29 protein-coding genes are annotated in these 26,487 nt (G+C 75.2%); 21 read left to right on the top strand and 8 right to left on the bottom strand.

The window, feature by feature from the left end; translation table 11 throughout:
• Positions 1 to 42 precede the first annotated feature (42 nt).
• From AVL61_RS02645 to AVL61_RS02670, 5 genes are all read left to right on the top strand, one after another.
• Positions 43 to 723 carry a YqjF family protein gene (locus AVL61_RS02645; protein WP_058872805.1) on the top strand — a complete coding sequence of 227 codons (681 nt, stop codon included), beginning with the start codon at positions 43 to 45 and terminating at the stop codon, positions 721 to 723.
• 211 nt (positions 724 to 934) lie between these two features.
• Positions 935 to 1,291 carry a hypothetical protein gene (locus tag AVL61_RS02650; RefSeq protein WP_058872806.1) on the top strand — a complete coding sequence of 119 codons (357 nt, stop codon included), beginning with the start codon at positions 935 to 937 and terminating at the stop codon, positions 1,289 to 1,291.
• A 208-nt stretch (positions 1,292 to 1,499) separates the two neighbouring features.
• A complete protein-coding gene (locus AVL61_RS02655; protein ID WP_157571260.1) occupies positions 1,500 to 1,913 on the top strand; it encodes a hypothetical protein in 414 nt (137 codons plus the stop codon).
• 325 nt (positions 1,914 to 2,238) lie between these two features.
• Entirely contained in the window at positions 2,239 to 3,069 is an 831-nt protein-coding gene (locus AVL61_RS02665) for an FAD:protein FMN transferase (protein ID WP_058872809.1), read from the top strand.
• Positions 3,070 to 3,158: 89 nt separating this feature from the next.
• The gene (locus AVL61_RS02670; RefSeq protein WP_082696960.1) at positions 3,159 to 5,675 is read left to right on the top strand and encodes an excinuclease ABC subunit UvrA; all 2,517 of its coding nucleotides are present in this window, start codon (positions 3,159 to 3,161) and stop codon (positions 5,673 to 5,675) included.
• 224 nt (positions 5,676 to 5,899) lie between these two features.
• Here AVL61_RS02670 and AVL61_RS02675 read toward each other — a convergent pair whose 3' ends face one another.
• The 3 genes from AVL61_RS02675 to AVL61_RS02685 form a co-directional block, all read right to left on the bottom strand.
• Positions 5,900 to 6,106: an antitoxin gene (locus tag AVL61_RS02675; RefSeq protein WP_058872811.1), complete on the bottom strand. Its 207-nt coding sequence runs from the start codon at positions 6,104 to 6,106 to the stop codon at positions 5,900 to 5,902.
• 159 nt (positions 6,107 to 6,265) lie between these two features.
• Positions 6,266 to 6,757, bottom strand: coding sequence for a nucleoside deaminase (locus AVL61_RS02680; protein WP_058872812.1), 492 nt, complete (start codon positions 6,755 to 6,757; stop codon positions 6,266 to 6,268).
• A 115-nt stretch (positions 6,758 to 6,872) separates the two neighbouring features.
• A complete protein-coding gene (locus tag AVL61_RS02685; protein WP_058872813.1) occupies positions 6,873 to 7,592 on the bottom strand; it encodes a FadR/GntR family transcriptional regulator in 720 nt (239 codons plus the stop codon).
• A gap of 139 nt (positions 7,593 to 7,731) precedes the next feature.
• On the opposite strand from AVL61_RS02685, the gene AVL61_RS02690 reads away from it, so the two are divergent.
• From AVL61_RS02690 to AVL61_RS02715, 6 genes are all read left to right on the top strand, one after another.
• On the top strand, positions 7,732 to 9,111 hold the full coding sequence (locus tag AVL61_RS02690) for a GntP family permease (RefSeq protein WP_058872814.1): 1,380 nt from the start codon (positions 7,732 to 7,734) through the stop codon (positions 9,109 to 9,111).
• A 7-nt stretch (positions 9,112 to 9,118) separates the two neighbouring features.
• Positions 9,119 to 9,886 carry a glucose 1-dehydrogenase gene (locus AVL61_RS02695; RefSeq protein ID WP_058872815.1) on the top strand — a complete coding sequence of 256 codons (768 nt, stop codon included), beginning with the start codon at positions 9,119 to 9,121 and terminating at the stop codon, positions 9,884 to 9,886.
• A gap of 92 nt (positions 9,887 to 9,978) precedes the next feature.
• Positions 9,979 to 11,019, top strand: a complete 1,041-nt coding sequence (locus AVL61_RS02700) for a zinc-binding dehydrogenase (RefSeq protein ID WP_058872816.1) — start codon at positions 9,979 to 9,981, stop codon at positions 11,017 to 11,019.
• On the top strand, positions 11,019 to 12,566 hold the full coding sequence (locus AVL61_RS02705) for a gluconokinase (protein WP_058872817.1): 1,548 nt from the start codon (positions 11,019 to 11,021) through the stop codon (positions 12,564 to 12,566). Before AVL61_RS02700 ends, AVL61_RS02705 begins: the two co-directional genes overlap by 1 nt.
• A 182-nt stretch (positions 12,567 to 12,748) precedes the next feature.
• Positions 12,749 to 14,164: an FAD-binding oxidoreductase gene (locus AVL61_RS02710; protein WP_058872818.1), complete on the top strand. Its 1,416-nt coding sequence runs from the start codon at positions 12,749 to 12,751 to the stop codon at positions 14,162 to 14,164.
• Positions 14,165 to 14,223: 59 nt separating this feature from the next.
• Entirely contained in the window at positions 14,224 to 14,598 is a 375-nt protein-coding gene (locus AVL61_RS02715) for an antitoxin (RefSeq protein WP_058872819.1), read from the top strand.
• Positions 14,599 to 14,679: 81 nt separating this feature from the next.
• Here the strand turns inward: AVL61_RS02715 and AVL61_RS02720 are convergent, their stop codons facing one another.
• Positions 14,680 to 15,372 (bottom strand): class F sortase, encoded by a 693-nt coding sequence (locus AVL61_RS02720; protein WP_058872820.1) that lies wholly within the window; start codon positions 15,370 to 15,372, stop codon positions 14,680 to 14,682.
• A gap of 35 nt (positions 15,373 to 15,407) precedes the next feature.
• A complete protein-coding gene (locus tag AVL61_RS02725) occupies positions 15,408 to 16,178 on the bottom strand; it encodes a hypothetical protein (RefSeq protein WP_058872821.1) in 771 nt (256 codons plus the stop codon).
• 294 nt (positions 16,179 to 16,472) lie between these two features.
• On the opposite strand from AVL61_RS02725, the gene sigK reads away from it, so the two are divergent.
• From sigK to AVL61_RS02760, 7 genes are all read left to right on the top strand, one after another.
• Entirely contained in the window at positions 16,473 to 17,075 is a 603-nt protein-coding gene (sigK, locus tag AVL61_RS02730) for an ECF RNA polymerase sigma factor SigK (RefSeq protein WP_231738258.1), read from the top strand.
• The gene (locus AVL61_RS02735; RefSeq protein ID WP_058872822.1) at positions 17,072 to 17,935 is read left to right on the top strand and encodes an anti-sigma factor; all 864 of its coding nucleotides are present in this window, start codon (positions 17,072 to 17,074) and stop codon (positions 17,933 to 17,935) included. Before sigK ends, AVL61_RS02735 begins: the two co-directional genes overlap by 4 nt.
• 36 nt (positions 17,936 to 17,971) lie before the next feature.
• Positions 17,972 to 18,769 carry an HpcH/HpaI aldolase family protein gene (locus AVL61_RS02740; RefSeq protein WP_058872823.1) on the top strand — a complete coding sequence of 266 codons (798 nt, stop codon included), beginning with the start codon at positions 17,972 to 17,974 and terminating at the stop codon, positions 18,767 to 18,769.
• Entirely contained in the window at positions 18,766 to 19,680 is a 915-nt protein-coding gene (locus tag AVL61_RS02745; RefSeq protein WP_157571261.1) for a glycosyltransferase, read from the top strand. The genes AVL61_RS02740 and AVL61_RS02745 overlap by 4 nt, the downstream gene beginning before the upstream one ends.
• Before the next feature lie 90 nt (positions 19,681 to 19,770).
• Positions 19,771 to 20,733, top strand: coding sequence for a PI-PLC domain-containing protein (locus AVL61_RS02750; protein WP_058872825.1), 963 nt, complete (start codon positions 19,771 to 19,773; stop codon positions 20,731 to 20,733).
• 117 nt (positions 20,734 to 20,850) lie between these two features.
• Positions 20,851 to 21,819, top strand: coding sequence for an asparaginase (locus AVL61_RS02755; RefSeq protein ID WP_058872826.1), 969 nt, complete (start codon positions 20,851 to 20,853; stop codon positions 21,817 to 21,819).
• Positions 21,820 to 21,842: 23 nt separating this feature from the next.
• Positions 21,843 to 22,730 (top strand): polysaccharide deacetylase family protein, encoded by an 888-nt coding sequence (locus AVL61_RS02760; RefSeq protein ID WP_058872827.1) that lies wholly within the window; start codon positions 21,843 to 21,845, stop codon positions 22,728 to 22,730.
• 133 nt (positions 22,731 to 22,863) lie between these two features.
• Here the strand turns inward: AVL61_RS02760 and AVL61_RS17735 are convergent, their stop codons facing one another.
• Complete coding sequence (locus AVL61_RS17735; protein ID WP_157571262.1) at positions 22,864 to 23,022, bottom strand: hypothetical protein; 159 nt, start codon at positions 23,020 to 23,022, stop codon at positions 22,864 to 22,866.
• A gap of 83 nt (positions 23,023 to 23,105) precedes the next feature.
• Positions 23,106 to 23,744 carry a hypothetical protein gene (locus AVL61_RS02765; protein ID WP_058872828.1) on the bottom strand — a complete coding sequence of 213 codons (639 nt, stop codon included), beginning with the start codon at positions 23,742 to 23,744 and terminating at the stop codon, positions 23,106 to 23,108.
• A gap of 215 nt (positions 23,745 to 23,959) precedes the next feature.
• Between AVL61_RS02765 and AVL61_RS02770 the strand changes: the two genes are divergently transcribed.
• Positions 23,960 to 24,304 (top strand): nuclear transport factor 2 family protein, encoded by a 345-nt coding sequence (locus AVL61_RS02770; protein WP_058872829.1) that lies wholly within the window; start codon positions 23,960 to 23,962, stop codon positions 24,302 to 24,304.
• A 35-nt stretch (positions 24,305 to 24,339) separates the two neighbouring features.
• Positions 24,340 to 24,702 (top strand): YciI family protein, encoded by a 363-nt coding sequence (locus AVL61_RS02775; RefSeq protein WP_058872830.1) that lies wholly within the window; start codon positions 24,340 to 24,342, stop codon positions 24,700 to 24,702.
• A gap of 176 nt (positions 24,703 to 24,878) precedes the next feature.
• Here AVL61_RS02775 and AVL61_RS02780 read toward each other — a convergent pair whose 3' ends face one another.
• Positions 24,879 to 25,772, bottom strand: coding sequence for a hypothetical protein (locus AVL61_RS02780; protein ID WP_058872831.1), 894 nt, complete (start codon positions 25,770 to 25,772; stop codon positions 24,879 to 24,881).
• A gap of 146 nt (positions 25,773 to 25,918) precedes the next feature.
• Between AVL61_RS02780 and AVL61_RS02785 the strand changes: the two genes are divergently transcribed.
• Positions 25,919 to 26,467, top strand: a complete 549-nt coding sequence (locus tag AVL61_RS02785; RefSeq protein ID WP_058872832.1) for a CueP family metal-binding protein — start codon at positions 25,919 to 25,921, stop codon at positions 26,465 to 26,467.
• Positions 26,468 to 26,487 lie beyond the last annotated feature (20 nt).

The following is a 26,487-nucleotide window of genomic DNA, read 5'->3' on the forward strand; positions in this document are numbered from 1 at the left end:
GGCCCCTGGCCGGCGGCGCCGGAGCTGCCCCGCCCCCACCTGATGGACCAGCGCTGGGAGGACGCCGTCTTCCTGCACTGGCGGATCCCCGTGGCCGCGGCGCAGGCGCGCATGCCGCCGGGAGTGCGGGCCGACGTGCTCGACGGCTCCGCCTGGGTGGGCCTCGTGGGGTTCCGCATGCACCGGGTCCGGCTCGGCGCCGTGCTGCCCCTGCCGTGGGTGGGCAGCTTCCCGGAGATCAACGTGCGCCTGTACTCGCGCGAGCCGGACGGCACCCGCGGGGTGGTGTTCCGCTCCCTCGACGCCCCGCGGCTCGCGGTGGTCCTCGGCGCCCGTGCCGCCGGCATCCCCTACGTCTGGTCGCGCTGCCGGGCCGTCGTCACGGACGGGACGGACCCGGCCTTCGGCTACGACGTCGAACGGCGCCGCGGAGGGGCGCGGTCCTCGTTCGCCGTGCGCCCGGACCGCGCCGCCCGGGCCGACGACGAGCTGTCGCTCGAGCTCACCGCACGCTTCGGCCTGCACAGCCGGTTCGCCGGCCGGACGGTGCACGTCCCGGTCGCGCACGATCCCTGGCCGCTGCACCCCGCCACGGCCGTGCACCTCGAGGACGGGCTGGTGGCGGCGGCCGGCCTCGACGTCGGCGGACCGCCCGAGTCGGTGCTGTTCTCGCCGGGCGTCCGCACCCGGATCGGGCGCCCCCGGACGGTGCCTCGGTCGTGAACCGCCGGGCCGGCCCGTCCTGCTGGGTCGGGCCCGCCGGTGCCGGGCGCCCGCCAGCCCCACAAGAGTGGGCAGGCCCCGGGGCGTGCGGGAGGTCCAGGATGGGACCAACTCCCGCGGGAGCGGCCGGAGGACTCCGGTCGAGGTCGCTCTCGGAGCCGCTCATCCCCGGGACCGTTCCTCCGGGGGAGCCGGACGCGAAAGGCCCGCCGTGGCCACCCCCTTCGTTCCCGAGCTGCCCCAGCTGCCGGAGTTCTCCGGAGGCTCCCCGGCCCCGCCGGCGAGCCCGCGCCCGGCCCGCGCGTTCGAGCCGGCGGCCACGGGCGTCCTGCTCCTGCTCCTCGCGCTGACCCTCGTCCTGGCCGTCCTCGTCCGGGCCGTGCCGGTGGGGCCGCTGATCACGGTGGCGCTCCTGCTGCTGGTGTCCGCCGGCGTGCTCGCGGTGGGCGCCCGGGAGGACGACGGTTCCGTCCCGGTCCCGGGGGACCTCCTCGAGGTGCCGGAGACGGCGGGGGCCTACTACTACGACCGGCAGGGCCGCCCGGTGCCCATCGAGGACGCGTTCTGAGTGGCGCCGGCGCCCGCCCGCCGGGGCGGACGGACCGTGTCCGAAACGTGTCCGTCATCTTCGCCCATGTTGGCCGGTGAGCCCTGACCTGCGCCTACGTTGGTGACGTCGCACCAGACACGGGGTCCGGGGGTGTTCGGGGGAACGCGCCGCGGGCCGGCACCAGTCGCGAAGCGGTCCTCGCTTCTCCACCGGATGGGACGGAACCATGAGAAGAACCACCAGGGCAGTCACGGCCGCGGCCTTCGCGGCAGGAGTCGGGCTCGTCGCCGCCGCGCCGGCGCAGGCGATGGAGATCTATGACATCAGCAACGCCACACGGCTCGCCGAGGGGGCTGCCGTCGAGGGCACCTACACGGTGTCCTGCACGGCGGGAACGAACATCTTCGTCTCCCTCAACGTGACCCAGCGGGTCTCCGAGGGGCGGATCGCCAACGGCAGCTACTTCAAGCAGTGGGTCTGCGAGGGCGGTGAGGTCGAGCTGGACTACCAGGCTGTGGCCTTCAACATGGCCTTCGACGAGGGACCGGCCGTGCTCTCCGGGTTCATCCAGGAGTGCGCGACCGAGTTCTGCGGGACGGGCACCAACCTGCCGCTGCAGGTCATCGAGATCACCGACTAGATCACCGACCAGCAGGACCGCGCCGCGGCCCCGCCCCCTGCGCAGGGGGCGGGGCCGCGGTGCGCCCGGCCCGGCAGTTCTGCCCGAAAGTCCAGTGCCCGCGGACTCCGCCCGGACCTATAGTCGAAAGCATCGATCGCACACAGCTCCCCCCGCGCCCCCCGCAGCAGCTCGACGACCGCGCCGTCCACGCCGTCCGCGAAGCGGTCCTCCACGAGGAGGTCCTCGCGTGCCGGCCGGCGCGGGTCGACGTCGTGAGCGGGGCCGACCCCGCCGTGCAGGGCTACCGCACGGCCTGCCGGGAGCTGCTCGAGAGGGCCGGGCTGTGAGCGCGCCCGCCGTCGAGCTGCGCCGTCCCCGGGGCCGGTGGCACCGCCACCGGGAGATGATCTGGGGCACCGCCGTGACCGTGGACGTCCGCGCCGGCGCGGAGGGCCTGCCCCCCGAACCCGCAGTGCGGCACGCGCTGGACACGGCCGTGGCCAACATGCGGTGGGTCGACGCCGTCTTCTCCACCTACCGCCCCGACTCGCTCGTGACGGCCCTCCGCTCCGGTCTGCTGGACGAGCGCCGGCTCAGCCGCTGGGACGCCGCCCAGGGGGCCCTGCTGGACGTGCTCCAGCGCTGCCGGGAGGGCCGGGACCTGACCGACGGCTGCTTCGACCCGTGGGCCGTGCGCGGCGGCTTCGACCCCTCCGGCTACGTCACGGCGTGGGCCGCGGAACGGATCGCCGACGACCTGGTCCGCGCCGGGTGCGCCAACGTCTGCGTGGAGGCCGGCGGGGACGTCGTGACCCGCGGCTCCGCCGCCCCCGGGGAACCCTGGACGGTCGGGATCCGCCACCCCGACGACGCCGGGGCCGTCACGTGGACCGTGCTCCCCGGCGACGGCGCGGTGTCGACCTCCGGCACCTACGAGCGCCCGGCGCACATCGTCGACCCGCGCACCGGCCGGCCCGCCACGGGCGCCCGCTCCGCGACGGTCGTCGGCCCGGACGCACGGCTGGCCGGGGTGCTCGCCACGGCGCTCGTGGTCGCCGGCCGGGAGGGGGCCCGCTGGTTCACCGGCCTGGACGGCTGGTCGGCCTGGGCGGTGGACCCCGCCCCCGCGGACACCGCGTGGTCGGTCGGCGGGGAGCGGCACCGGGCCGGCTGAGTCCGCGCACGGCCCGACCGGTGGCTAGGGTGGAGGCGGTGAGCACCCACCCCGACACCGCCCCGGCCCCCGACCCCACCCGCACCGGCATGGTCCGGGTCCGCGGGGCCTCCGAGCACAACCTGCGCCACGTGGACGTGGACGTCCCCCGCGACGCGATCGTCGCCTTCACCGGCGTCTCCGGATCGGGGAAGTCCTCCCTGGCCTTCGGCACCATCTACGCCGAGGCGCAGCGGCGCTACATGGAGTCCGTGGCGCCCTACGCCCGGCGGCTGATCCAGCAGGGGCACAACCCCGCGGTCGAGGGCATCACCGGGCTGCCGCCGGCCGTCGCCCTGCAGCAGCGGCGGGGGGCGCCCAGCTCGCGCTCCACCGTGGGCACCCTCACCACGCTGTCCAACTCGATGCGCATGCTCTTCTCCCGCGCGGGCACCTACCCCGCGTCCGCCGCGGGGAGCCTCGACTCGGACGCCTTCTCGCCCAACACCGCCGCCGGCGCGTGCCCGAAGTGCTCCGGCCTGGGCACCGTGCACGACGTCACCGAGTCCTCCCTGGTCCCCGATCCGGCGCTCAGCATCCGGGACGGGGCGATCGCGGCGTGGCCGGGCGCGTGGCAGGGCAAGAACCTGCGCGACATCCTGAGCCACCTCGGCCACGACGTCGACGTCCCCTGGCGCGAGCTGCCGCGGCAGGAGCGCGACTGGATCCTGTTCACCGAGGAGCAGCCGGTCGTGGAGATCACCCCGCAGCGGGACCGGGTGGCGAAGCCGTACAAGGGCCGGTTCTGGAGCGCCCGCAGCTACGTCCTGCACACCCTCGCGGACTCCGCGAGCCAGCAGATGCGCGAGCGCGTCCTGCAGTACGTGGTCACCGGCCCCTGCCCCGCGTGCGCCGGCAGCGGCCTGCGCCCCGAGGCGCTCGCCGTGACCTTCGCGGGCCGGAGCATCGCCGAGCTCAACGGGGCCTCCCTGGGCGAGCTGGCCGAGGTGGTCCGCCCCACGGCGGCCCTGGAGCACGCCGGCACCGCCTCCCGGGCCGTGTCCTCCGGGGAGCGCAGCGAGGCCGCGGTGACCATCGCCAAGGACCTGCTCGCCCGGCTGCAGGTGCTCCTGGACCTGGGCCTGGGCTACCTCAGCCTGGACCGGTCCACGCCCACGCTCTCCCCGGGGGAGATGCAGCGGCTGCGGATCGCCACCCAGCTGCGCTCCGGGCTCTTCGGCGTGGTCTACGTGCTCGACGAGCCCTCGGCGGGCCTGCACCCGGCCGACGCCGAGCCGCTGCTGGCCGTGCTCGAGGAGCTCAAGGCCTCCGGGAACTCGGTCTTCGTGGTGGAGCACGACATGGCCGTGGTGCGGCGCTCCGACTGGGTCGTGGACGTGGGACCGCAGGCCGGGGACCGCGGCGGCTCGGTGCTCTACAGCGGGCCCGTCCCCGGCCTGGCCGCGGTGGCGGAGTCCGCCACGCGCCCGTTCCTGTTCCCGGACGGCTCCCCCGACGGGACTCCCGGCGGCACGACGGCGCAGCGCACGCCCCGCCCGGTCGATCGGCGGCTGCGGCTGCGCGGGGTCACGCGCCACAACCTGGTGGACCTCGACGCGGAGATCCCCCTGGGCGTGCTCACCGCCGTCACCGGGGTCTCCGGCTCGGGCAAGTCCACGCTGGTCAGCCAGGTCCTGGCCGAGACGGTCGGCCGGTACGTGCACGGCGGGCCCGGCGGCGGCACCGGGTCCGCGGCCGAGCCCGCCGTCGAACCCGCCGCCGCGGCCGCCGCCCCGGCCGCGGCGGCCGGGACGCAGCTGGGCGCGGTCGAGGGCCTGGAGCACCTGGACCGGCTGATCCGCGTGGACCAGCGGCCCATCGGCCGGACCCCGCGCTCCAACCTGGCGACCTACACGGGACTGTTCGACGCGGTCCGCAAGCTCTACGCCGCCACCGACGAGGCGCGGGCCCGCGGCTACGGGGCCGGGCGGTTCTCCTTCAACGTGACCGGCGGCCGCTGCGAGACGTGCCAGGGCGAGGGCTTCCTGGCCGTGGAGCTGCTGTTCCTGCCGGGCACCTACGGCCCCTGCCCCGACTGCCACGGCGCCCGCTACAACCCCGAGACGCTGGAGGTGACCCACCGGGGCCGGAGCATCGCCGACGTCCTGGGAATGCGCGTGGAGACCGCCGCGGAGTTCCTCGCGGACGTCCCGGCCGCCGCGCGCAGCCTGCGCACCCTGCTCGAGGTGGGACTGGGCTACCTGCGGCTCGGCCAGCCGGCCACCGAGCTCTCGGGCGGCGAGGCGCAGCGGATCAAGCTGGCCACCGAGCTGCAGCGGGCCCGCCGCGGCCACACCCTCTACCTCCTGGACGAGCCGACCACCGGGCTGCACCCGCAGGACGTGCAGCTGCTGCTGCGCCAGCTGAACCGCCTGGTGGACGCCGGCAACACCGTGGTGGTGGTGGAGCACGCCATGGACGTGGTGGCGGCCTCGGACTGGGTGATCGACATGGGCCCGTCCGGCGGCGAGGCCGGCGGGCGGATCGTGTGCGCCGGCACCCCGGCGGACGTGGCGGGCTGCCCGCGCAGCCGGACGGCGCCCTACCTGGCCGCGGCCCTGGCCTGACCACCGCCCCTCCTCCTCCCTTTCCCGACCGCTTCTCCGGTCCGCTTCTCCGGTCCGCTTCCCCGGTCCGCTTCCCCCGTCCGCGAGATTGCGGCTGTCGGCCACCGGGCACGGCTGCGTCGCCGTCAGCTGCGACCTCGGCGCAGGAGGCGCAGGAGGGGCCCCGGAACGGCGCAGCCCCCGCGCGCCGGACGGCGGGCGGGGGCTGCTGGGACTGCCGGGGATCAGTTCTGCTGGTCCTTCTGGTCCTGCTCGCCGGTGCCGAGGAAGTCCCCGGCCTTCTCCTGGCCCTGGTCCACCTGGCTCTCGTACTTGTTGCCGGTGCGCTCGTCGACGGCGTCGCCGCCCCGGTCGATGCCCTGCTGCACCTTGTCCGGGTGCTGGTCCGCAAGGTTCTTCGCCTTGTCCGCGAATCCTCCCATGTCCACCATGTCCGTGTCCTTTCGTCGAACGGATCCGGCGGGCGCCGCCCACCGGAGCTGTTCCTCCATCCTGGTCCCAGGACGGGGACTCTGGCCACCCCCCTCGCCGAGACTGCGGCTGACGGCGACGCAGCCGTGCCCGGTCGCCGTGAGCCGCAACCTCGCGGGTCAGGGGCGGTGCCGCGGGCGGTGCAGCTGCTGGTGGAGCTCCCGCACGGCCGGGGCCAGCTCGGGGCACGGGCCGTCCACCGGCACGCCGGGGGCCACCTGGGAGATCGGCAGGGGCGCGACGGGGGCGGGCGGGACACCGAGCTCGTGCAGCCACCGGCCGAGCTGCGCCGAGGAGGAGGCGTGCACGATGCGGCCCAGCCCCACCCAGGCGTGGGCGGCCGAGCACATGGGGCAGTGCTCGCCCGAGGTGTAGACGGTGGCCGCGGAGCGCTGCTCCGGGCTCAGGTGGGCGGCCGCCCAGCGGGCGATCTCGAACTCGGGGTGCCGGGTCGCGTCCCCGCCGGCCACCCGGTTGCGGTCCTCGAACAGCACCTCCCCCCGGGCCGAGACGAGGACCGAGCCGAACGGCTCGTCCCCGGCGCCGAGGGCCTCGCGGGCCAGCTCCACGCAGCGTCGCAGGTGTCCGCGGTCGGTCTCCGAGATGCCCATGGGCCCACCCTACGGGCCGCAACGCCGGCCCGGCGGGGGCCCCGCACGTCAGCGGTGCTCGAGCCCGCCGTCCGGGGTGCCGCGCGGTCCGGTCGGCCCGCGCGGGCCCCGCACGTCAGTCCTGCTCGGACCCGCCGTCCGGGACGTCGACGACCCCCTCGAGCACCTCCACCACCACGGAGCGGGCCCGCGCCTCGGCCTCGGCCGCGTCCCCGGCGGCGACGGCGGCCGCCGTGGCCTCGTGGTCCTCGAGCGCCCCGGGGTCCGGGGAGCGGGGCATGAGCCCCAGCGCGGTGCGCCCGGACAGCACCTCGGCCACGACGTCCTGCAGGGCGGCGAGCATGGGGTTGCCGCTCGCCTCCAGCAGCAGAGCGTGGTAGGCGGTGTCCACCTCCAGGTACTCCGGGTCCGTGCCGCGGCGGGCCTCGCCGAGCTCCCGCAGCCGCGCGGCGAGCTCCACCAGGCGCCGCCGGGTGGGCTCGTCGGCCCGGACCGCCGCCAGGCGCGCGGCCGCCGGCTCGATCGCGGTCCGCAGCTCCGTGAGGCTGCGCAGCTGCTCGTCCCGCCCCGGGCCGGCGAGCCGCCACCGGATCAGCCGGGGGTCGAACGGGTTCCAGTCCCGCGGCGGGCGGACCGTGACGCCCACGCGCCGCCGCGGCTCGAGCATCCCCATCGACTCGAGCACGCGCACCACCTCCCGCACGAGGGTGCGGGAGACGCCGAACTCCTCCTCGAGACCCCCGAGGGTCAGGACCGTGCCGGGCGCCCGGACGCCCGAGGCGATGCTCTGCCCGAGCCGGTCCAGCACCCCGCTGTGCTGCTCCACGCCGTGCATGCCGGCTCCGTCCCCGTGCGACGTGCGTTACGCCGCCCTTGTTGCCAAAAGTATGATCTTTCTGTCAGCCTAGCGCGTGTCGTAGATCACGACGAGCACCCACGGCCTGCCCGCAGGCACGAGAGCACGGAGACCCTCAGTGGAAGACTGGACACAGACCCTCGGCACCACACCGCTGCTGCTGATCGCAGCAGCCGCCATCGCCCTCATCCTGGTCCTGGTGATCAGGTTCAAGCTGCACGCGTTCCTCACCCTGATCCTCGTGGCGCTGCTGACGGCGTTCGCCACGGGCATCCCGCCGGGGATGATCGTGGAGACCGCCGTGGACGCCTTCGGCGGCACCCTCGGCTCCGTGGCCCTGCTCATCGGCCTGGGCGCCATGCTCGGCAAGCTCGTGGAGCACAGCGGCGGTGCCCGGGCCCTCGCCGACAAGCTCGTGGACGTCTTCGGCGAGAAGCGGGCGCCCTTCGGACTCGGCATCGCCTCCCTGATCATGGGTTTCCCGATCTTCTTCGACGCCGGCCTGGTGGTCATGCTGCCGATCATCTTCGCGGTCGCCCGCCGCGTGAGCGGCAACAACGTGCTCCTCTACGGCATCCCCGCCGCCGGTGCGTTCTCCGTCATGCACGTCTTCGTGCCGCCGCACCCCGGTCCCGTGGCCGCCACCGAGCTCTACGGCGCCGACCTCGGCATGGTCCTGCTGATCGGCGTGCTGCTGGCCTTCCCGCTCTGGTACGTCTCCGCGTACCTGTGGGGAAAGCGCGTGGGCACCAAGTACGTGCTGCCCGTCCCGGGCTTCTTCGGCGACGTCGACGACGACCAGCCGGTCAACCCGCCGAAGGTCGGCACCATCATCGCCCTGCTCCTGCTGCCCCTCGTGCTCATCTTCATGAACACCGGCCTGGACTTCCTCCGCGCCGCCGGCGTGGTCTCCGAGGACGCCCCCTGGTTCCCCGTGCTCTCCATGATCGGCGCGTCCCCGGTGGCCCTGCTGATCTCCGTGCTCGTGGCCCTGTTCGTGCTCGGCGCCCGCCGCGGCGAGCACGGCACCGCCCTGGAGAAGGTCGTCGACTCCTCGCTGGGCCCTGTGGCCTCCGTCATCCTCATCACCGGCGCCGGCGGCATGTTCGGCGGCATCCTCCGGGCCTCCGGCATCGGTGACGCCCTCGAGTCCTCCCTGGACGGCATCGGCCTGCCCGTCATCTTCGCCGCCTACCTCATCGCCGTGGTCCTGCGCCTGGCCCAGGGCTCGGCCACCGTGGCCCTGGTCACCGCCGCCGGCCTCATGGCCCCCGCCGTGGCCGCGGGCGACTTCAACTCCGTGCAGGTCGCGGCCGTCGTGCTGGCCACCGCCGCCGGCTCGGTCTTCGCCGGCCACGTCAACGACTCCGGCTTCTGGCTCGTCGGCCGGCTCATGGGCATGGACGTCAAGACCACGCTGAAGACGTGGACCGTCCAGCAGGCCCTGGAGTCCGTCGTGGGCTTCGCCATCGTCCTCGCCATCTTCTACATCGCCTGAGGTCACCGTGCGCAACGTCTTCGACATCACCGGCCGGCTCGCCCTCGTCACCGGGTCCTCCCGGGGGCTGGGGCGGGCCCTGGCCACGGGTCTCGCCGAGGCGGGCGCCCGCGTGGTCCTGCACGGGCGCGACGCCGAGGCCCTCGCCCGGGTGCGCGACGAGATCGCCGCGAGCACGGGCACGGACCCGGCCACGGCGGCCTTCGACCTCACCGACGCGGAAACCGTGCGGGCGGGGATCGAGGCGGTCCTGGCGGAGCACGGCGTGCCGGACATCCTGGTGAACAACGCCGGGATCCAGCGCCGCGCCCCCTTCGCCGAGTTCGCGGCCCAGGACTGGGAGGACATCGTCGCGGCGAACCTCTCGAGCGTGTTCCACGTGTCCCGGGCCGTGGTCCCCGGGATGCAGGAGCGCGGCTCGGGCAAGATCGTCAACATCGGCTCCGTGCAGTCGGTGCTCGCCCGGCAGACCATCGCCCCGTACTCGGCCACCAAGAGCGGGGTGGTCATGCTCACCAAGGGGATGGCCGCGGACCTCGCCCGGCACAACATCCAGGTCAACGCGATCTCGCCCGGCTACTTCGCCACGGAGATGAACCAGGCGCTGATCGCGGACGAGGAGTTCAACCGCTGGGTGGTCGAGCGCACCCCGGCCCGGCGCTGGGGACAGGTCGAGGAGCTCGTGGGCACCCTGGTCTACCTGTGCTCGGACGCCTCCAGCTTCGTCTCGGGCCACAACGTCCTGGTCGACGGCGGCATGACCTCCGTCCTCTGACCCGGACCCGCAACACCGCCCCGCAGGACCGCTGCGCGGCACCGCGGCACCGCACCGCAACGGCGCCCCGGGGCGCACCAGGAGGAGAGCTCATGAAGGCCATCGTGATCCACGGCAAGGACGACCTGCGGGTCGAGGACGTGCCCACCCCGCAGCCCGCCGAGGGACAGGTCCGGCTCCGGATCGCCTACGGCGGGGTGTGCGGGTCGGACCTGCACTACTGGGCCGAGGGCGCCAACGGCGAGTACGTGGTCCGGGAGCCCCTCGTGCCCGGTCACGAGGTCTCCGGCACGGTGGACCTCGACCCCGCCGGGGAGCTCGCCCCGGGCACCCCGGTGACGGTCCACCCCGCCACGTTCGGCACGCCCGAGCCCGGGATCGAGGACCGCCGCCACCTGTGGCCCGGCGGGGCCTACCTGGGCAGCGCCTCCACCCGGCCGCACACCCAGGGCGGGCTGAGCGAGTACCTCCTGGTCCGCCGCGACATGGTCCGGGTGCTCCCGGCGGACCTGCCGCTGCGCCGGGCCGCGCTCGCCGAGCCCCTGGCCGTGGCGCTGCACGGTCTCACCGTGGCCGGGGACGTGACCGGCCGGCGCGTGCTCGTCTCCGGGTCCGGGCCGATCGGGCTGCTCGCCGCCGCGGCGGCCCTGGCCCGCGGCGCGGCGGAGGTCGTGGCCACCGACGTCCTCGAGGGCCCGCTCGAGCGGGCGCGCGCGCTCGGCGTGCACGGCACCGTCCGGGTGGGGGCCGAGCAGGTCCCGGCGGAGGCGTTCGACGTGGTGCTGGAGTGCTCCGGCGTGCCGGCGGCCGTGGGTCCCGCGCTGGTGGGCGCCCGCCGCGGCGGCGTGGTGGTCCAGGTGGGGATGGTGCCGGACGAGGCCCGGCCCGTGAACCTCGCCCCGCTCGTCTCCAAGGAGCTCCAGCTGCGCGGCTCCTTCCGGTTCGACGACGAGATCGACGAGGCGATCGGGCTGCTCGCCGCACGCCCCGGGATCGAGGACGTGGTCACGCACGAGTTCCCCGCCGAGCGGGCCGTCGAGGCCTTCGCCACGGCCCGGGACTCCGCGGTCTCCGGGAAGGTCCTCGTGTCCCTGCTCGCCGGGGACCCCCTGACCGCCGGGGAGGTGCACTGATGCCGGGGCCGGCGGCGACCGGGCACCCGGAGCCCGTGGTGGTGGGCGTCGACATCGGCACCACGAGCACCAAGGCGGTGGCCTTCACCGTGGGCGGGGAGCAGCTCGCCGCCTCCTCCGCCGGCTACCCGCTGGAGGAGCCGCATCCCGGCCACGCCGTGCAGGACCCCCGGCTGATCCTGCAGGCCGTGCAGGACACCGTCCGCGCGGTGGTCGAGGAGGTCGGGGCGGAGCGCGTGGCCGGGCTGTCCTGCAGCGCCGCGATGCACAGCCTGCTGGGCCTCTCGCCCGAGGGGGAGCCCCTCACCCCGCTGGTCACCTGGGCCGACACCCGGGCGAGCGCCCAGGCGGAACGGCTGCGCGCGAGCTCGGGCGGGCTCGCCCTGCACCGGCGCACGGGCACCCCGGTGCACCCGATGTCCCCGCTGCCCAAGCTCGTGTGGTTCCACGACCAGGAGCCCAAGCTCTGCGAGCGCGTGGCGTTCTGGGCCGGCATCAAGGAGTACGTGCTGCTGCGGCTGTGCAACGCGCTCGTGACGGACCACTCGGTGGCCTCGGCCACCGGTCTCATGAACATCCACGAGCTCGCCTGGGACGGCGAGGCGCTCGCCCTCGCCGGGATCCTGCCCGAGCAGCTGCCCGAGCTCGTGCCCACCACCCACGTGCTGCCCGGGCTCACGGACGAGGGCGCCCGGGCCACCGGGCTTCCCGCGACCACGCCGGTGGTGGTCGGGGCCAGCGACGGGCCGCTGGCCAACCTGGGGCTGGGCGCGGTCCGGCCCGGGGTCGCCGCCTGCTCGATCGGCACGAGCGGCGCGCTGCGCGTCGTCGTCGACCGTCCCGTGGTGGACCCGCTGGGACGGGTCTTCTGCTATGCCCTGACCCCGGGGCGCTGGGTGGTCGGCGGGGCGATCAACAACGGCGGCGTGGTCCTGGGCTGGGCCGGGGACGCCCTCGCCCCGGACCTGGGGGAGGAGCCGGAGGAGGAGCTGCTCGAGCTCGCGGCGAGCGTGCCGGCCGGGTCCGGGGGCCTGCTCATGCTGCCCTACCTGCTGAGCGAGCGCGCCCCGCACTGGAGCTCCCTGCCCAAGGGCGCCTACGTGGGGCTGACCCGCGCCCACCGCCGCGAGCACCTGGTGCGCGCCGCCCTGGAAGGCGTGTGCCAGCAGCTCGGCCTGGTCCTGCAGTCGATGCGCTCGGCCGGTCTGGCCGTCGAGCAGATCCGCGCCACCGGCGGCTTCGCCCGCAGCCCGCTGTGGCGGCAGCTGCTCGCCGACGTCCTCGGCACGGACATCTCCTTCGCCTCGGGGCACGAGGGCTCCGGGTTCGGCGCCGCGCTGCTCGGGATGCAGGCGCTCGGGCTGATCGAGTCCGTCGACGTGGCCGCGGACCTGGTGGAGGTGCAGTCCACCGTGCGCCCGGACCCGGCCGACGCGGCGGTGCACGCGTCCCTGCAGCCGGTGTTCGAGCAGCTCTACGAGGCGCTCGTGCCCACGTTCACGTCCCTGCGCCGGCTGGCGCCCGCCCTGCCGCTCGAGCGCGACTGACCCCTCCGGCGGCCCCGCGGCGGGGTCGTCGCCCCGGCCGGTCCGCCCGGTCCGCACGCGGCGGTCCGGTGCCCGGTCCACGGGTGCACCGGAGCGTCCGCGTGGGAGAATGGGCGTGTTCTGTGGCGCTGCGGGACCGTCCGGTCCCGCACCGCGGATCGTCGGCGCCGAGGGGGACCGCCATGATCACGAGAACGGACGTGGAAGAACTCCACCGCCAGGTCCGCGGCCCGGTCCTGCTGCCCGACGACGACGGCTTCGCGCAGGAGGCCGCCGGCTTCAACCTGGCCGGCGTCCACCACCCGGACGTGGTGGTCGGGGTGGCCGACACCGCCGACGTGGTGGCCGCGATGCGGTGGGCCGCCGCCCACCACGAGCCCGTGGGGGTCCAGTCCACGGGCCACGGCGCGGACCAGCCCATGCAGGGCGGGCTGCTCGTGACGACGCACCGGATGCAGGAGCTCGAGGTCGACCCTCGCCGCCGGACGGCACGGATCGGCGCCGGCGTGCGGTGGCGCCGGGTGATCGACGCGGTCGCGCCCCACGGGCTCGCCGTCCTCAGCGGCTCGGCCAGCGACGCCGGGGCGGTGGGCTACACCCTGGGCGGCGGGCTGCCGGTGCTCGGGCGGGTCTTCGGGTTCGCCGCCGACCACCTCCTGGGCCTCGAGGTGGTCACCCCCGACGGGCGGCTGCGCCACGTGGACGCCCGGCACGAGCCGGAGCTGTTCGCCCTGCTGCGCGGGGGCAAGGGCAACCTGGGCCTCGTCACCGCCATGACCCTCGACCTGGTCCCGCTGGAGGACCTCTACGGCGGCGGCATCTTCTACGCCGGCACCGACGCCCAGGAGGTGCTGAGCGCGTTCAGCCGGTGGGCGCCCACCCTGCCCGAGCACGCCTCGACGTCCGTGGCCCTGCGCTGGATGCCGCACGACCCGACCGTCCCCGAGCAGCTGCACCAGCGGATGCTCGTGCACCTGCGCTTCTGCTGGGTGGGCCCGGCGGACGAGGGGGCCCGTGTCCTCGCGCCGATGCGGGAGATCGCACGACCGGTCCTGGACCTCGTGGGTCCCATGGACTACCGGGACATCGACCAGGTGCACATGGACGCCACCGAGCCGGGGCTCTACGTGCTCACGGGCGAGTTCCTGCGGGAGTTCGACGCCGCCGCGGTCATGACGCTGCTGCAGCGCGCGGGCCCCGGCAGCCGGTGCCCGCTGCCGGAGGTGGGGATCCGTCTCATGGGCGGAGCCTTCGCGCGGACGGACGGCACCCAGGACGCCGTCTCGGGACGGGACGCGGCGTTCTTCCTGGAGCTCATCGGCTGGCTCGCGCCCCACGTGGCCGAGGCGACGCCCCGGGCGCTGGCCGAGATCCTGCAGGCCATGGCCCCGTGGTCCACGGGGCGGGCGTTCGTGAACATGCACGGGGTCCCGGGCGGGGAGCGGGAGCACGCCCGGGCGTGGTCCGAGGAGGTCTACGCACGCCTGGTCCGGGCCAAGGCCCTCTACGACCCGGACAACCTGCTGCGCTTCCAGCACGTGGTGGGGCAGGAGCGCGCGGGCCCCGGCACTGGCCAGCCCGCGGACAGCTCCGCATGATGGACTCGTGGCAGCACCGCCGCGGCACCGCGCGGTGACCTCTCTCGGAAGGAGACGTGATGGTGAACTTCAAGGGGCTCACGGCCAAGGCCAAGCAGCTCGCCCAGCGCAACCCGGACAAGGTCGACAAGGTCCTCGACCAGGCCGGCAACTTCGTGGACAAGCGCACCGGGCGCAAGTACGAGCGCCACGTGGACACGGTCCAGCAGAAGGCGCGCCAGTTCCTCGGCGGGAACCGCGCCCCCGGCGACCGGGCGGCCGGAGGCACGGTTCAGGGCGACCGGACCCAGGGCGACCGGACTCCGAACGGACCCGCTCAGGGCGGCCCGGCCGGCGGCGGGCGCCCGGACGGGCAGCCGGGCGCACCGGGGGCGGCGGACCGTCCCGGCGACGTGCCCGGCACCGGGGGACCGGACCGGGGCCCCCGCCACTGAGCGGGTCCCCGGGCCGCACCGGACCCCGCCCGCCGTGCGCTCGGAGCACGGCGGGCGGGGTCCGTCGTCGTCCCGGAGTTCTCAGCGCACCAGGGACGCGTAGACCACGTAGTTGTCGTCGAACTCCCCGGTCGCCGGGTCGTAGCCGTCGCAGGTGATCAGCCGCAGCTCGGGCCCCTCCGTGTTGCCGTAGACCTCCAGGGTGGGGAAGTCCTCCTTGCCGTACTGCTCCCCGCGGTCGACGGCGAAGACCGCGGTGGTGCCGTCCTGGCGGGCCACCTCGATCCTGTCCCCGGGCTGAAGGGCGCGCAGGTCCGCGAAGACCCCGGGGCGGCCGCCGCCGGTGGCGTTGACGTGGCCGAGCAGCACGGCCGGGCCCCGCTCCCCGGGGGCGGGCGAGCCGGTGTACCAGCTCGCCGGGGCGCCGGGTCCTTCGGGCGGGACCTCGAGCGAGCCGTTGTCCCGCAGACCCAGGTGCAGCAGCTCGGACGCGGCGCCGATCGCGGGGATGGTCAGGGACCGGGGGGCGGCGACGTCCGGCGCCGGTGCCGAGGTGGTGGGGGCGGCCGCCGGAGCCGTCCGGCCGGCGGACGACGGACCGCTCGCCGGGGCGGGGGCGGTCCGGGCGGCCGGGGAGCTCGCCGCCGCGGACGGCGCCGGGGCGGTGGCCCCTGCCTCGGGGGCGGCGCCGCCGGCGCACCCGGAGAGCAGGAGGGCGGTGGCCGCCGCGCAGGTCAGCAGGCCTGCGCGGCGGCCGGTGTCGGAGCCCGTCATGGGAGGTGATGCCTCTTCGGGGTCGCCGGCCGGGGTCAGGCCCGGGCGCGGCGGCGGGCCGCCAGCGCGGAACCGGCCAGGGCCAGGGCTCCGGCGCCGGCCACGGCGATGCCGGCGGCAGCGCCGTGCTCGGAGGCGGTCTCCACCCCGGTGTCGGCCCCGCCCTCGGGCATGGCCCCCATCTGCGAGGCGGCCAGGGTGCCGCACGCCGCCGGGAGGGTGGCGGCCAGGGGCAGCTCCTCGTTCAGCGAGCTCATCTTCTCGGCGGCGGCGGCCGGCAGCTTCGCCGGGTCCACGCCGTGGACGACCACGACCGCGGTGCCGTTCTGCAGGGACTCGGCGGTGGCCGGGTCCAGCTCGAGGGTCCGCTCGTAGGTGTAGGCGGACCCGCCCGGGAAGCGCTCCACGGCCAGGGCCGAGTCGGGGCCGGTGTCGCCCTCGGTGGTCAGGGACGTGCCGATCATGCCGTAGAACGGGTGGCCCTCCGGGGTGGAGACCACGCCGTCGCCGTCCGTGTCGGCGCTGGGGGGCGGGCACACGCCCTGGGCGGCGATGTGGATGTGCTGGGCGTGCGGGAAGGGGCCGTCCATGAACGTCTCGGCCGCGCCGGACACGTTCATGGTGACGGTGGCCTCGGTGCCGTGGACGTCGACCATCACGTCACCGGTGGTGCCGGAGCCGTTGAGGGATCCCAGGGCGGCCTGGCCGGACCACATGTCGGCATCGTGGGCGGAGGCGGGGGCCGCGGACATGGTGAGGGCGCCGAGGGCCAGGGTGGGGACTGTGAGGAGCATGGACTTGCGCATCAGATTCTCTCCTGTGTCGTACCGGGGGTCGTGCCGTGTGCGCACTTTCGGTGTGTGCACGGTGAGTTCGCCGCCGGACGCAGCCCGGACGGGTGCCGCGGGAAAAAACTTTCCCCGCGCGCCGGGACGGGTCGTGGACCCCGTCCGCTGCCCGCCCCGCGACGAACAGGAGTCGTGGAGACAGCGAGTGTGTCGGGCGCACCACCCCCGCCCGGTGTGGCAGGGTGCAGTGCGACACTGCACCCGCCCGGGTCCCGGGCGCGGTGCTGCTCCCCGAGTGGACTGCGAGACCGTGTGAGCGACAGACCCACCGGCCGGATCGGCGGCGCCCCGGTTCCCGCCCCCGGGCGGGCCGAGGAACAGGCCGAGCTGCTGCGCCGTGCCGCGGACGGGGACGAGGACGCCTTCGCCCGGCTGTACGATGCGACGTCCGGGACCGTCCACGGTCTCGTGCTGCGGCTGGTCCGCTCCCCGGAGCTGGCCGCCGAGGTGGTCCAGGAGGTGTATCTGATGGCCTGGCAGCAGGCGGGGCGCTTCGACGCCGCCCGCGGCACGGCCCTGGCGTGGCTGTGCACCATGGCCCACCGCCGCGGGGTGGACCGGATCCGGCAGCACCAGCGGGACCGGGACCGGGACCAGCAGTACGAGTCCCGCCGGGCCGAGACCCCGTCCGACTCGACCTGGAGCGAGGTGGAGCAGTCCCTGGACTCCGAGGAGGTGCGGGCTCGGCTCGGTGAGCTCAGCCCGCTCCAGCGGGAGGCCGTCTGTCTGGTGTACTACCGGGGGTACAGCCACCGCCAGGTCGCGGAGCACCTGGCCGTCCCGCTGGGCACGGCGAAGGCCAGGATCCGGGACGGGCTCAACAATCTCAGATCGGCACTGGGGGTGCGGCAGTGAAGGACGGCCAGGGGGACGACCGGACGGACGACGTCCACGGCGAGGTCCGCGGTGACGTCCACGGTGACGTCCACGCCGACGTCCACGCCGACGCGGCGCTCTACGCCGTGGATGCCCTCGAGCCCGGCGAGCGGGCCGCGTTCGAGCTCCATCTGCGCGGCTGCGCGGCCTGCCGGGAGGAGGTGGCCGCCTTCGGCGAGGTCGGGGCGCACCTGGCCTCCGCCGTCGCCGAGCCGCCGCCGGCGGCGCTGCGCGCGAACGTCCTCGCGGCCGTGCACGGGACGCCGCAGGAGCAGCGGTCCGGGCACCGTGCGGCGGACCCTGCGGACCCTGCGGACCCGGAGGACCCTGCGGATCCGGGCGCCGGGGACACGTCCCCGGGCACGGTCGTGCCCCTGGCCCCGCGGCGCCGGCGCCGCTGGCTGGCCGCCGCCGCGGCCGCTGTGCTCCTGCCCGGTGCCGCCCTGGGCGGCTGGGCCCTCGGCACGCAGTCCGAGCAGCGGGAGCAGCAGCTCGTGGCCCAGGAGCAGGACCGGCAGGCCCGGCTGCTGAGCGCCCCGGACGTCACCACCCGCCAGCTCGAGGTGGACGGCCGTCCGGCCACCCTGGTGGTCTCGGCGCAGGAGGACGCGGCGCTGTTCGTGGCCTCCGGTCTCACCGGGCCGGGGGAGGGCCGGGAGTACCAGCTGTGGCTCGTGCAGGGCGGGACGCCGGTGCCGGACGTGCACTTCGGCGGGGGCGACGTGCAGGTCTGGCTGGACGGGGACGTCGGCGGTGCCGCGGCGGTGGCCATGACCGTGGAGCCCGCCGGGGGCTCCGAGACGCCCACGCCGCCCGTCCTGGCCACCGCGGAGATCTGAGGCGGACATCGGTCCGCCTCCTGCCAGAATGGAGCCATGACCGCGGCAGAGGCATCCGGCAACGACAGCAGCAGCAGCCACGACGGCAGCAGCTACGACGGCCACGACGGCGAGGACGGGGTGCGCGCGGGCGTGTGGGCCACCCTCGGCGAGGCCCGGACCGTGCTCGCCCTGGAGCGCGCCGGCTTCGACTGGGTGGGCGTCGACGCCCAGCACGGCCACTTCGACGACGCCGCCGTCCGCGGTCTCTTCGCCCTGCGGCGCGCGCCGTCCGCCCCGGTGCTGGTCCGGGTCGCCGCGAACGACCTCACCCTGATCGGCCGGGCGCTGGACGCCGGCGCCGACGGCGTCGTCGTGCCGCTCGTCCAGGACGCGGCCCAGGCCGAGGCCGCTGTCGCCGCGGCGCACTTCCCGCCGCGGGGCGCCCGGAGCTGGGGGCCGCTGCCCGGCTCACGGGACGCCGCGGGCGTGGCGGACCTGCCCCGGCCGCTGTGCGCGGTGATGGTGGAGACGGCGTCCGCGGTCGCCGGGGTCCGGGCGATCGCGGCGGTCCCGGACCTGGACATGGTCTTCGTGGGGCCCTTCGACCTCGCGCTCGCCCTGGGCCGGGACGTCGACGAGCTTCTCGCGGACACCGCGGCGGACGCGCCCCTGCCCACGATCGTGCGGGCGTGCCGGGAGGCCGGCGTCCTGGCGGGCGCCTTCGCCGGCTCCCCGGAGCGTGCCGCCGCGCTGCGGGCGCAGGGCTTCTCCTGGATCGCGGTCACCACCGACGCGGGAGTCCTGCAGCTCGGCGGCGAGGCGGCCCGGGCGGCCCTGGCGCGCTCGTCATGAGCACCCGTCCGGGAGGACGGCACCGGCACCCCCTGCGGTGGGTGCTGTCCCGGGAGCTGGTCCGCGACTGGCTGCGTTCGTTCCGGACCAGCCGCAGCGCCCTGTACTTCCGGGTCCGGAACCGCTGCTCGGCCGCGCCCGTGCGGGGGGACGCGCCCGTGGTCGTGAGCCTCACGTCCTACGGGAGCCGGATCCGGACGGTCCACCTGGCCGTGGAGTCGATGGCGCACGGCACCGTCCGCCCGCAGCGGCTGATCCTGTGGCTGCGGGAGGCCGACGTCGTGGCCGATCCGCCCCCGCCGCTGGCCCGGCTGGTGCGCCGGGGCCTCGAGCTGCGGTGCACCGAGGACTGGGGTCCCCATCAGAAGTACTACCCCTATGTGCGCTCCGTGGCCCACCACGAGCTCCCGATGGTCATCGCGGACGACGACGTGCTCTACGGCGAGACGTGGCTCGAGGAGCTGCTGGCGGTCCACGAGCGGCACCCCCGGGACGTGATCGCCCACCGTGCGCACCGGCTGGGCGTCGGGAACGGGCGGATCCTGCCCTACGCCACCTGGAGCCCCGGCGCCCCCGCGGAGGCCTCCTACCGGACCTTCGCCACGGGCACCTCCGGGGTGCTCTATCCACCGCACCTGCTCGACGCCCTGCGGGACACCGGGAGCGGGTTCACGGCCTGCGCCCCCATGGCCGACGACGTGTGGCTGCACGCCGTCGCGCTGCGCCACCGGACCCGGACCCGGCCCGTCGACGACGGCCGCACCAGCTACCGCCCCATTCCCCGGATGCTATTCACGGGCCTCAGGACCACCAATGTGCTGCGCGGAGGCAACGACATGCAGATCGCAGCCACGTATTCGGCCTCGGACGTGGAAGAGTTGGAGCGTGCACGGGCGGCCGAGGGCCCCTGAGCACGAGTGGACGGGCAGTTCCCCCGCTTCCCGCCCACCGGCCGTCCCCCCACGGCCGCTGTCCGCGCTCCCATCCCCCCAGGAGTTCCCATGCCGAACGAGCACCGCCGCCCGCACCCGCCCTACCACGCCGGCACCGACGGGCCGCGAGCAGCAGAGCACTCGATCGTCTTCGACTCGCCGGCCGAGCTGGCCGCCTACACCCGCCACGACCGCCTGGTCAGCGACGGTCCCCTCCTGCTGGCCCGCCGCGCCGGCTACCACCCCGACGGGTCCTGGCCCTGCTCGGCGCTGGAGTCCGCCCGGAACGTCCTCGCCACCCGGGCCCGCACGATGATCGAGATCGAGCTGCGCACCACGGTCGACGGCCGGTGCGTGGTCCTGCACGAGGCCGTCATGGGGCACGGGAGCACCGGCGCCGGCCCCGTGAGCGAGCAGTCGGCGGACTACGTGCTCAGCCAGCACCTCGTGGACAACTACGGCGAGGTCACCCGGTTCCCCATCCGGGAGGCCGCGGAGTTCCTCACCTGGGCGGTGCTGGCCGGCTCGGTGCTGTGGCTCGACGTCAGGAACGTGGCCCCGGAGGCCGTCGTCGAGCTCGTCCGCACGCACCGGGCCGAGAGCCAGGTGGTGGTCGGCGTGAACGGCCTGACGGAGCTGGCCGTCTACCGCAGGATCGCGCCCGACCTCGTCTACTTCGTCCCCACCCACCCCGACGGCCTGCCCACGGTCGACGACGTCCGGCGGGAGGTGCCCGACCTCCGCCGGGTGGTCGGGTTCGCCGGCCACTACGTCCCGGACATGGAGGAGAGCCTGCGGATGCGGAGCTGGAACGTGCCCATGCGCCTCGAGCTGCACCGCTACGACGAGAACCTGCCCGCCGACGCCCTCGACGTGCACTACTACCGCCGGGCGGTCGAGGCCGGCTTCGGGATCCTCTCCACGAGCCACTACCGCGAGGTGGCCGACCTCCTCGGCCTGTCCGGGTGGGCGCCCAAGGACGGCGCGGGCGCGCAGCACCGCTCCGGCGGGGACGCGCGCCGCCGGAGCTGACCCCGCCGGGTGTGGCGCGGCGCGGCCGCCTCGCCTACTGTCGGGGACCACAGCGGGTGCGCCCCGGCGGTCGGGAGGCGCGGCCCGCGCAGGACCGGCGGACCGAGGAGGCGCACCGTGGCACACGTCCAGCTGCTCGGCACCGGGGGCACCATCGCCTCCCGGGGCGCCGGTGACCAGGGCTCGGTGGCCACGGACACCGCCGCCGACCTCGCGCAGGACCGCTACGGGGAGCTGACCGTCACCGCCCGGGACGTGCTGACCACCGGCAGCTACCGGCTCACCCTGGGGCAGCTGCGGACGATCGCCGAGGCGGTCCGGGACGCGCTGGCCGATCCGGCCACCGACGGGGTGGTGGTCACCCACGGGACCGACACCCTCGAGGAGACCGCCTTCCTGCTCGACCTCGTGCACGACAGCGCGAAGAGCACGGTCCTCACCGGCGCCCAGCAGCCCGCCGACAGCCCGGCCCCGGACGGGCCGCGCAACGTGGGCGAGGCGGTGCTGGCCGCCGCCGACGAACGGCTGCGCGGCTGCGGGGCGCTGATCTCCTTCGCCGGCACGGTCCGCTCCGCCCGCGGCGCCCGCAAGGCCCACACCCTGGCGGCCGACCCGTTCGCGGGCGGGGTCGAGGTCGCGCACCTGGCCGGGGACGAGCTCGTCGTCACGGCCGCACCGGTCCGGCGCCCCGCCCTGCCCCCGCCGCCGCCGGCCTTCGACACGACGCGCGTCGAGATCGTCACGGCCCACCCCGGGGCGACCCCGGAGCTCTTCGACTTCGCGGTGCGCTCGGGGGCGCAGGCCGTGGTCCTCGCCGGCTCGGGCACCGGCAACGCGGGCCCCGGTTTCGCGGAGGCGGTGCGCCGGGCGGTCGGGGCCGGGTGCGCCGTGGTGCTCGCTTCCCGTGTCCCCTGGGGGCCCGTGCTGCCGGTCTACGGCAACGGCGGCGGCGTGGACCTCGTGGCCGCCGGCGCGGTCCCGTCCGGGGACCTCAACCCCTTCCAGGCGAGGATCCTCGCGGCGCTGCTCGTCGCCCACGGCACCCCGGTCCACGAGTTCCCCGAGGCCTTCCGGCCGTACTGCTGAACACCGACCCACCAGGAGGAAGCATGTCCAAGAAGATCTATGTCTCGGTCGGCATCGACGTGGACGCCGTCGGCGGCTGGCTCGGCTCCTACGGCGGGGAGGACTCCCCGGGGGACATCTCCCGCGGCCTCTTCGCCGGCGAGGTCGGGGTGCCGCGGCTGCTCCAGCTGGCCCAGCGCCGGGAGATGCCGGTGACCTGGTTCTGGCCCGGGCACTCCGTCGAGACCTTCCCCGAGCAGTTCGACGCGACCGTGGCCGCCGGGCACGAGATCGGCGTGCACGGGTACTCCCACGAGAACCCCATCGCGATGACCCGGCAGCAGGAGACCGAGATCCTCGACTACTGCACCGATCTCATCGAGCGGCGGTCGGGGAGGAAGCCGGTGGGCTACGTGGCCCCGTGGTGGGAGTTCTCCTCGGTGACCAACGAGATCCTGCTCGAGCGCGGCTTCCTCTACGACCACTCGCTGATGCACGACGACCACACCCCGTACTACGTGCGCGTCGGGGACACCTGGACCAGGATCGACTACGAGGCGGCCTCGGCGAAGGAGTGGATGAAGCCGCTGGTCCGCGGTGAGGAGACGGACCTGATCGAGATCCCGGCCTCGTGGTACCTGGACGACCTGCCGCCGATGATGTTCATCAAGTCCAGCCCGAACAGCCACGGCTTCGTGTCCCCGCGCGACGTCGAGCAGCTGTGGCAGGACCAGTTCGACTGGGTCTACCGCGAGATGGACTACGGCGTTTTCCCGATCACCATCCACCCGGACGTCTCGGGGCGGCCGCAGAACCTGCTGATGCTCGAGCGGCTCTTCGACCACATCGCCGGCCACGACGGGGTGGAGTTCGCCTTCATGGAGGACGTGGCCCGCGACTTCGCGGCCCGCCACCCCCGCACCTCCGGGTGAGCGTGCGCGCGGAGCGCTCCGGGGACCGGCCGGTCCCCGGGGCCCCGGGCACGCCCGCGGCGTGACCGCCCGGAGCCCGCGCACGAGGACGCCGGGCGTCCCGGTCGGGGCGCCCGGCGTCCTGGTGCGGGGGTCAGTCGTCGCCCGGCGCGTCCGCGGGGGCGTCCCCCTCGGCCTGGGAGGGCTTGTTGTCGTCCGGGTCGACGGCCGGCTCCACGCTCTGGTCCTCGGGCAGGTCCCCCTCGGCCTGGGAGGGCTTGTTCTCGGCCGGGTCCGGGGTCGTCTCGCTCATGCCGCTCCTCGTGTGCTCAGCAGGGTGCTGGTCCCGGCTCACGCTACGCCGCGCCCGGAGCCCCGACAAGGGATCGGGCCGCGCTACGCGGCCCGTCCGGCGCGGATCGCGGCGTAGAGCCGCGCGGGGATCAGCCCGGCCCGGTGGGCGCGCTCGACCGCGGCGAAGCCCTCCTCGGTCTCCTCGTACGGGAAGTGGAGGAGGTCCGCCGCGAGCTCCCAGTGGTCGATCATCCCGCCGGCCCACAGCTGGCAGATCGCCCACGGGGTGTCCGCGGAGAAGGTCGGGACGTCGGGCAGGACGTACTCGCCGGCCGGTACGCGCCAGGCCTCGAGACTGTCCAGGTCCGCGGCGAGTTCCTCGAGGGTGTCGTAGTGGCCCGCGCGGTCCGGGTCCACGGAGCCGTTGGCGTTGGCCAGCTCGACGTCGTAGCCGCCCTCGGCCGCGGCGAACACGGTGGTGGGCCCCGGCTCCCCGCCCACGCCGGCGTCCAGGGGCAGCTGGGACGGCAGCCACTCCCAGCCGTCGCCGAGCTGGTCCATCTCCAGGTCCCGGTAGGCCACCCAGCCGCGGGCGACGAGCAGCTCGTGGGCGTCGTCGTCCCACGTGCCCTGCTCGGCGCCCTCGACGTCGACGGTGCGGGCGCCGGCGGCGGCGTGGAACTCCCGCCGCTGCTGCTTCTTCTTGGCGGCGGCCTTCTTGCGGGGCTTGCTCTTGGGCACGGGTCCTCCTGACGGGCGGGGACGCACGCGTGAGCGGTCCCTCGGACCTCCCATGATGGTCCATGCGGCGGGATCCCGGGACGCCGGCACCGTTGGCGTCCCGGCCGGGGCCGACGACGAGGAGCCGGCGGCCCCGGCACCGCAGGGCTGCAGAGCCCGCCGGCCGGAGCGGGACCGTGCTTGTCCCGCTCCCCGCCCGGGAGTAGCTTGCGGGCATGACCAACGGCAGCACGGACGTCGTCCGGCGGCTCTTCGCCGCCTACCTCGCGCAGGACGAAGCGGCGGCCCGCGAGCTCGTCGGGGACGGGTTCCGCTTCACCTCCCCGCAGGACGACCGCATCGACCGGGCGGCGTACTTCGAGCGATGCTTCCCCACGGCGGGCCGGGTCGCCCGGCAGGACCTGCTCCAGGTGGTCGAGGCGCAGCCCGGACTGGTGTTCGTCCGCTACGAGTACGAGCTCAGGACCGGCGGGATCTTCGAGAACATGGAGGCGATCACCGTGCGGGACGGGCGCGTGCTGGAGGCCCGGGTCTATTTCGGCGGGCCGCCGCGACCGTAGACTCCGAGGACCATCCGACGCCCAGGAGGCTCGCCATGAAGCACTACCTGCTCAGCATCGAACAGCCCGACGGCGGGCCGGCGGCCCCGGAGGTCCTCGAACCCGTGATGCGGGACGTCGCGGCCTTCAACGAGGAGCTCAGGGCGGCCGGGGCGTGGGTCTTCGCCGGGGGCCTGGACCGGGCGGAGGCGTCCGTCGTCGTGCGCTTCCACGGGGACGACGTGGTGACCACGGACGGCCCGTACGAGCGGGAGGACGAGCACGCCGGGGGCATCTGCATCGTGGCCGCGCCCGACTACGACGCCGCCATCGAGTGGGGGCGGAAACTGGCGCGGGCGACCACCCTCCCCGTGGAGGTGCGCGAGTTCCAGGGCGAGCCGGCGGAGCACCTGGCGTAGCCTCCGCCCGCGGTCCCGGTGTCCGGCGTGTCCTGTCCGTGGGGTGCGACCCGACTCCGTGAAGCACAGCAGCGGATGACCCGGAAGCTCCTCCCAGTGCTGCTCGGCTTCGTCGAGTGCTTGCTGTGGATGATGCTGGACCCGATGCTGGCCGGTGCCGCCCCGGACGCGGCGGCTCACCGGCCGATCTGCTCGGCCTGCGCCTCCCAGGCGGCGTGGGCGTCCCGCGGCCGGGCCGGCCGGCGGGTCTCCCGCAGGGCCCGGAGCGCGGCGTTGCGCTCGCGCGCCAGGCAGTCCGCGGCCGCGCGGGCGGCCGCGTCCTCGCGGACCTGGGCGCGGACGGCGGTGATGGTGCCCATGATGGTCTCGACGGCCTGCGACCCGCCCGCCAGGTACGCGGCCCGGACCGCGCGGTCCGGGTGGTAGAGGTACTGCTCGTCGGTCTGGCCGCGGTGGGTGTCGAACTCCTCGTCGGTGAGCTCCGAGATCATGGCGGCGACCCGGTCCAGGCGCGCCTCGAGCTCCCCGTGCAGGGGCGTCCGGGCGGACGCGTCCCGGACGCACCACAGCGCCTGGCCGTGCCGCCGGAGCCGCGTCGCGTCCCAGTCCGCGTGCGGGACCTCGGCCAGCCGGGCGGCGACGAAGGACGCGTCCCCGCGCCGCTGCTGCGGCGGGAGGGTGCCGAGCTGCCACCGGATCCAGGCCGTGCGCATGTCCTCCACGGCGCTCCGCCGGGCCTGCTCGGCGGTCTTCGCGACCGACTTTCCGCTGCTCCTCCGAGGGCTCTTCCTCGGGTTCCTCGCAGCGGTCCGGCCGGCCGGCCGCGCACCGGGGCCCGCACCGGACCGTGCGGGGCTCCGCGGCGTGCCTCGCAGCCATGCCCGCGCGCGCTCCGCCAGGGAGCGGGCGAGCGCCCGCAGCAGCACGCCGAGCAGCCACAGGGCGGCCGCGGCCAGCAGGAGAAGGATCGTGCCCAGGTTGACGAGGACGAACGAGACCACGGACAGGACGACCGCCCCGGCGACCAGGAGCGTGATCCCGGAGACGTCCTTGTTCTCGGTGTTCTGCATGGCGGATCCTCCCGAACCCTGACACCACTGGACATCCACTCTAGCCGCCGGGGCCGGATCTGTGACCGGTCCCACAGGAAACTCCCGGGGTCCCGGAGGGCCGCGCAGGAGCGGGAGTCCGGGGCCGCCCCCGATATCCTGGGCCCATGAGATCCGCCGTGCTGTCCGCGTCCGCCGCCGTCCTGCTCCTCGTCTCCGGCTGTGCCGGCGGCGGCTCCGCGCAGGACGCCCTGCTGCGGGAGCACGGGCTCGAGGGCGCGAGCACCCAGGAGGTGGTCGAGCAGCTCGACCGCACGCACGAGGACCGCGCCGCCGGACTCGCCGGCTCGGTGACCTACGACGAGGTGGTCCTCAGCGACGGCAGCACCGAGACGGCCCTGCCCATGCCGGAGGATCGCTTCTACCTCGCGGTGGCCCCGTGGATCACCACCACGCACGAGTGCTTCTCCCACAGCCTCTCCGGGTGCCAGGGCGAGCTCGTGGGCGAGGACTTCGACGTGCGGATCACCGACGACTCCGGGGCCGTGCTCGTGGACGAGACCGTGACCAGCTACGAGAACGGGTTCGTGGGCTTCTGGCTGCCCAAGGACATCACCGGCACGCTGGAGATCGGCTCGGAGCGGGGCACGGCGGTGGAGGAGTTCGCGACCTCCCCCGACAGCCCCACGTGTCTCACGACCGTGCGGCTCGCCTGAGCCCGCCCCGAGGGAAGGAG

This window comes from Kocuria rosea subsp. polaris, assembly GCF_001483755.1.
Taxonomy (GTDB): domain Bacteria; phylum Actinomycetota; class Actinomycetes; order Actinomycetales; family Micrococcaceae; genus Kocuria; species Kocuria cellulosilytica.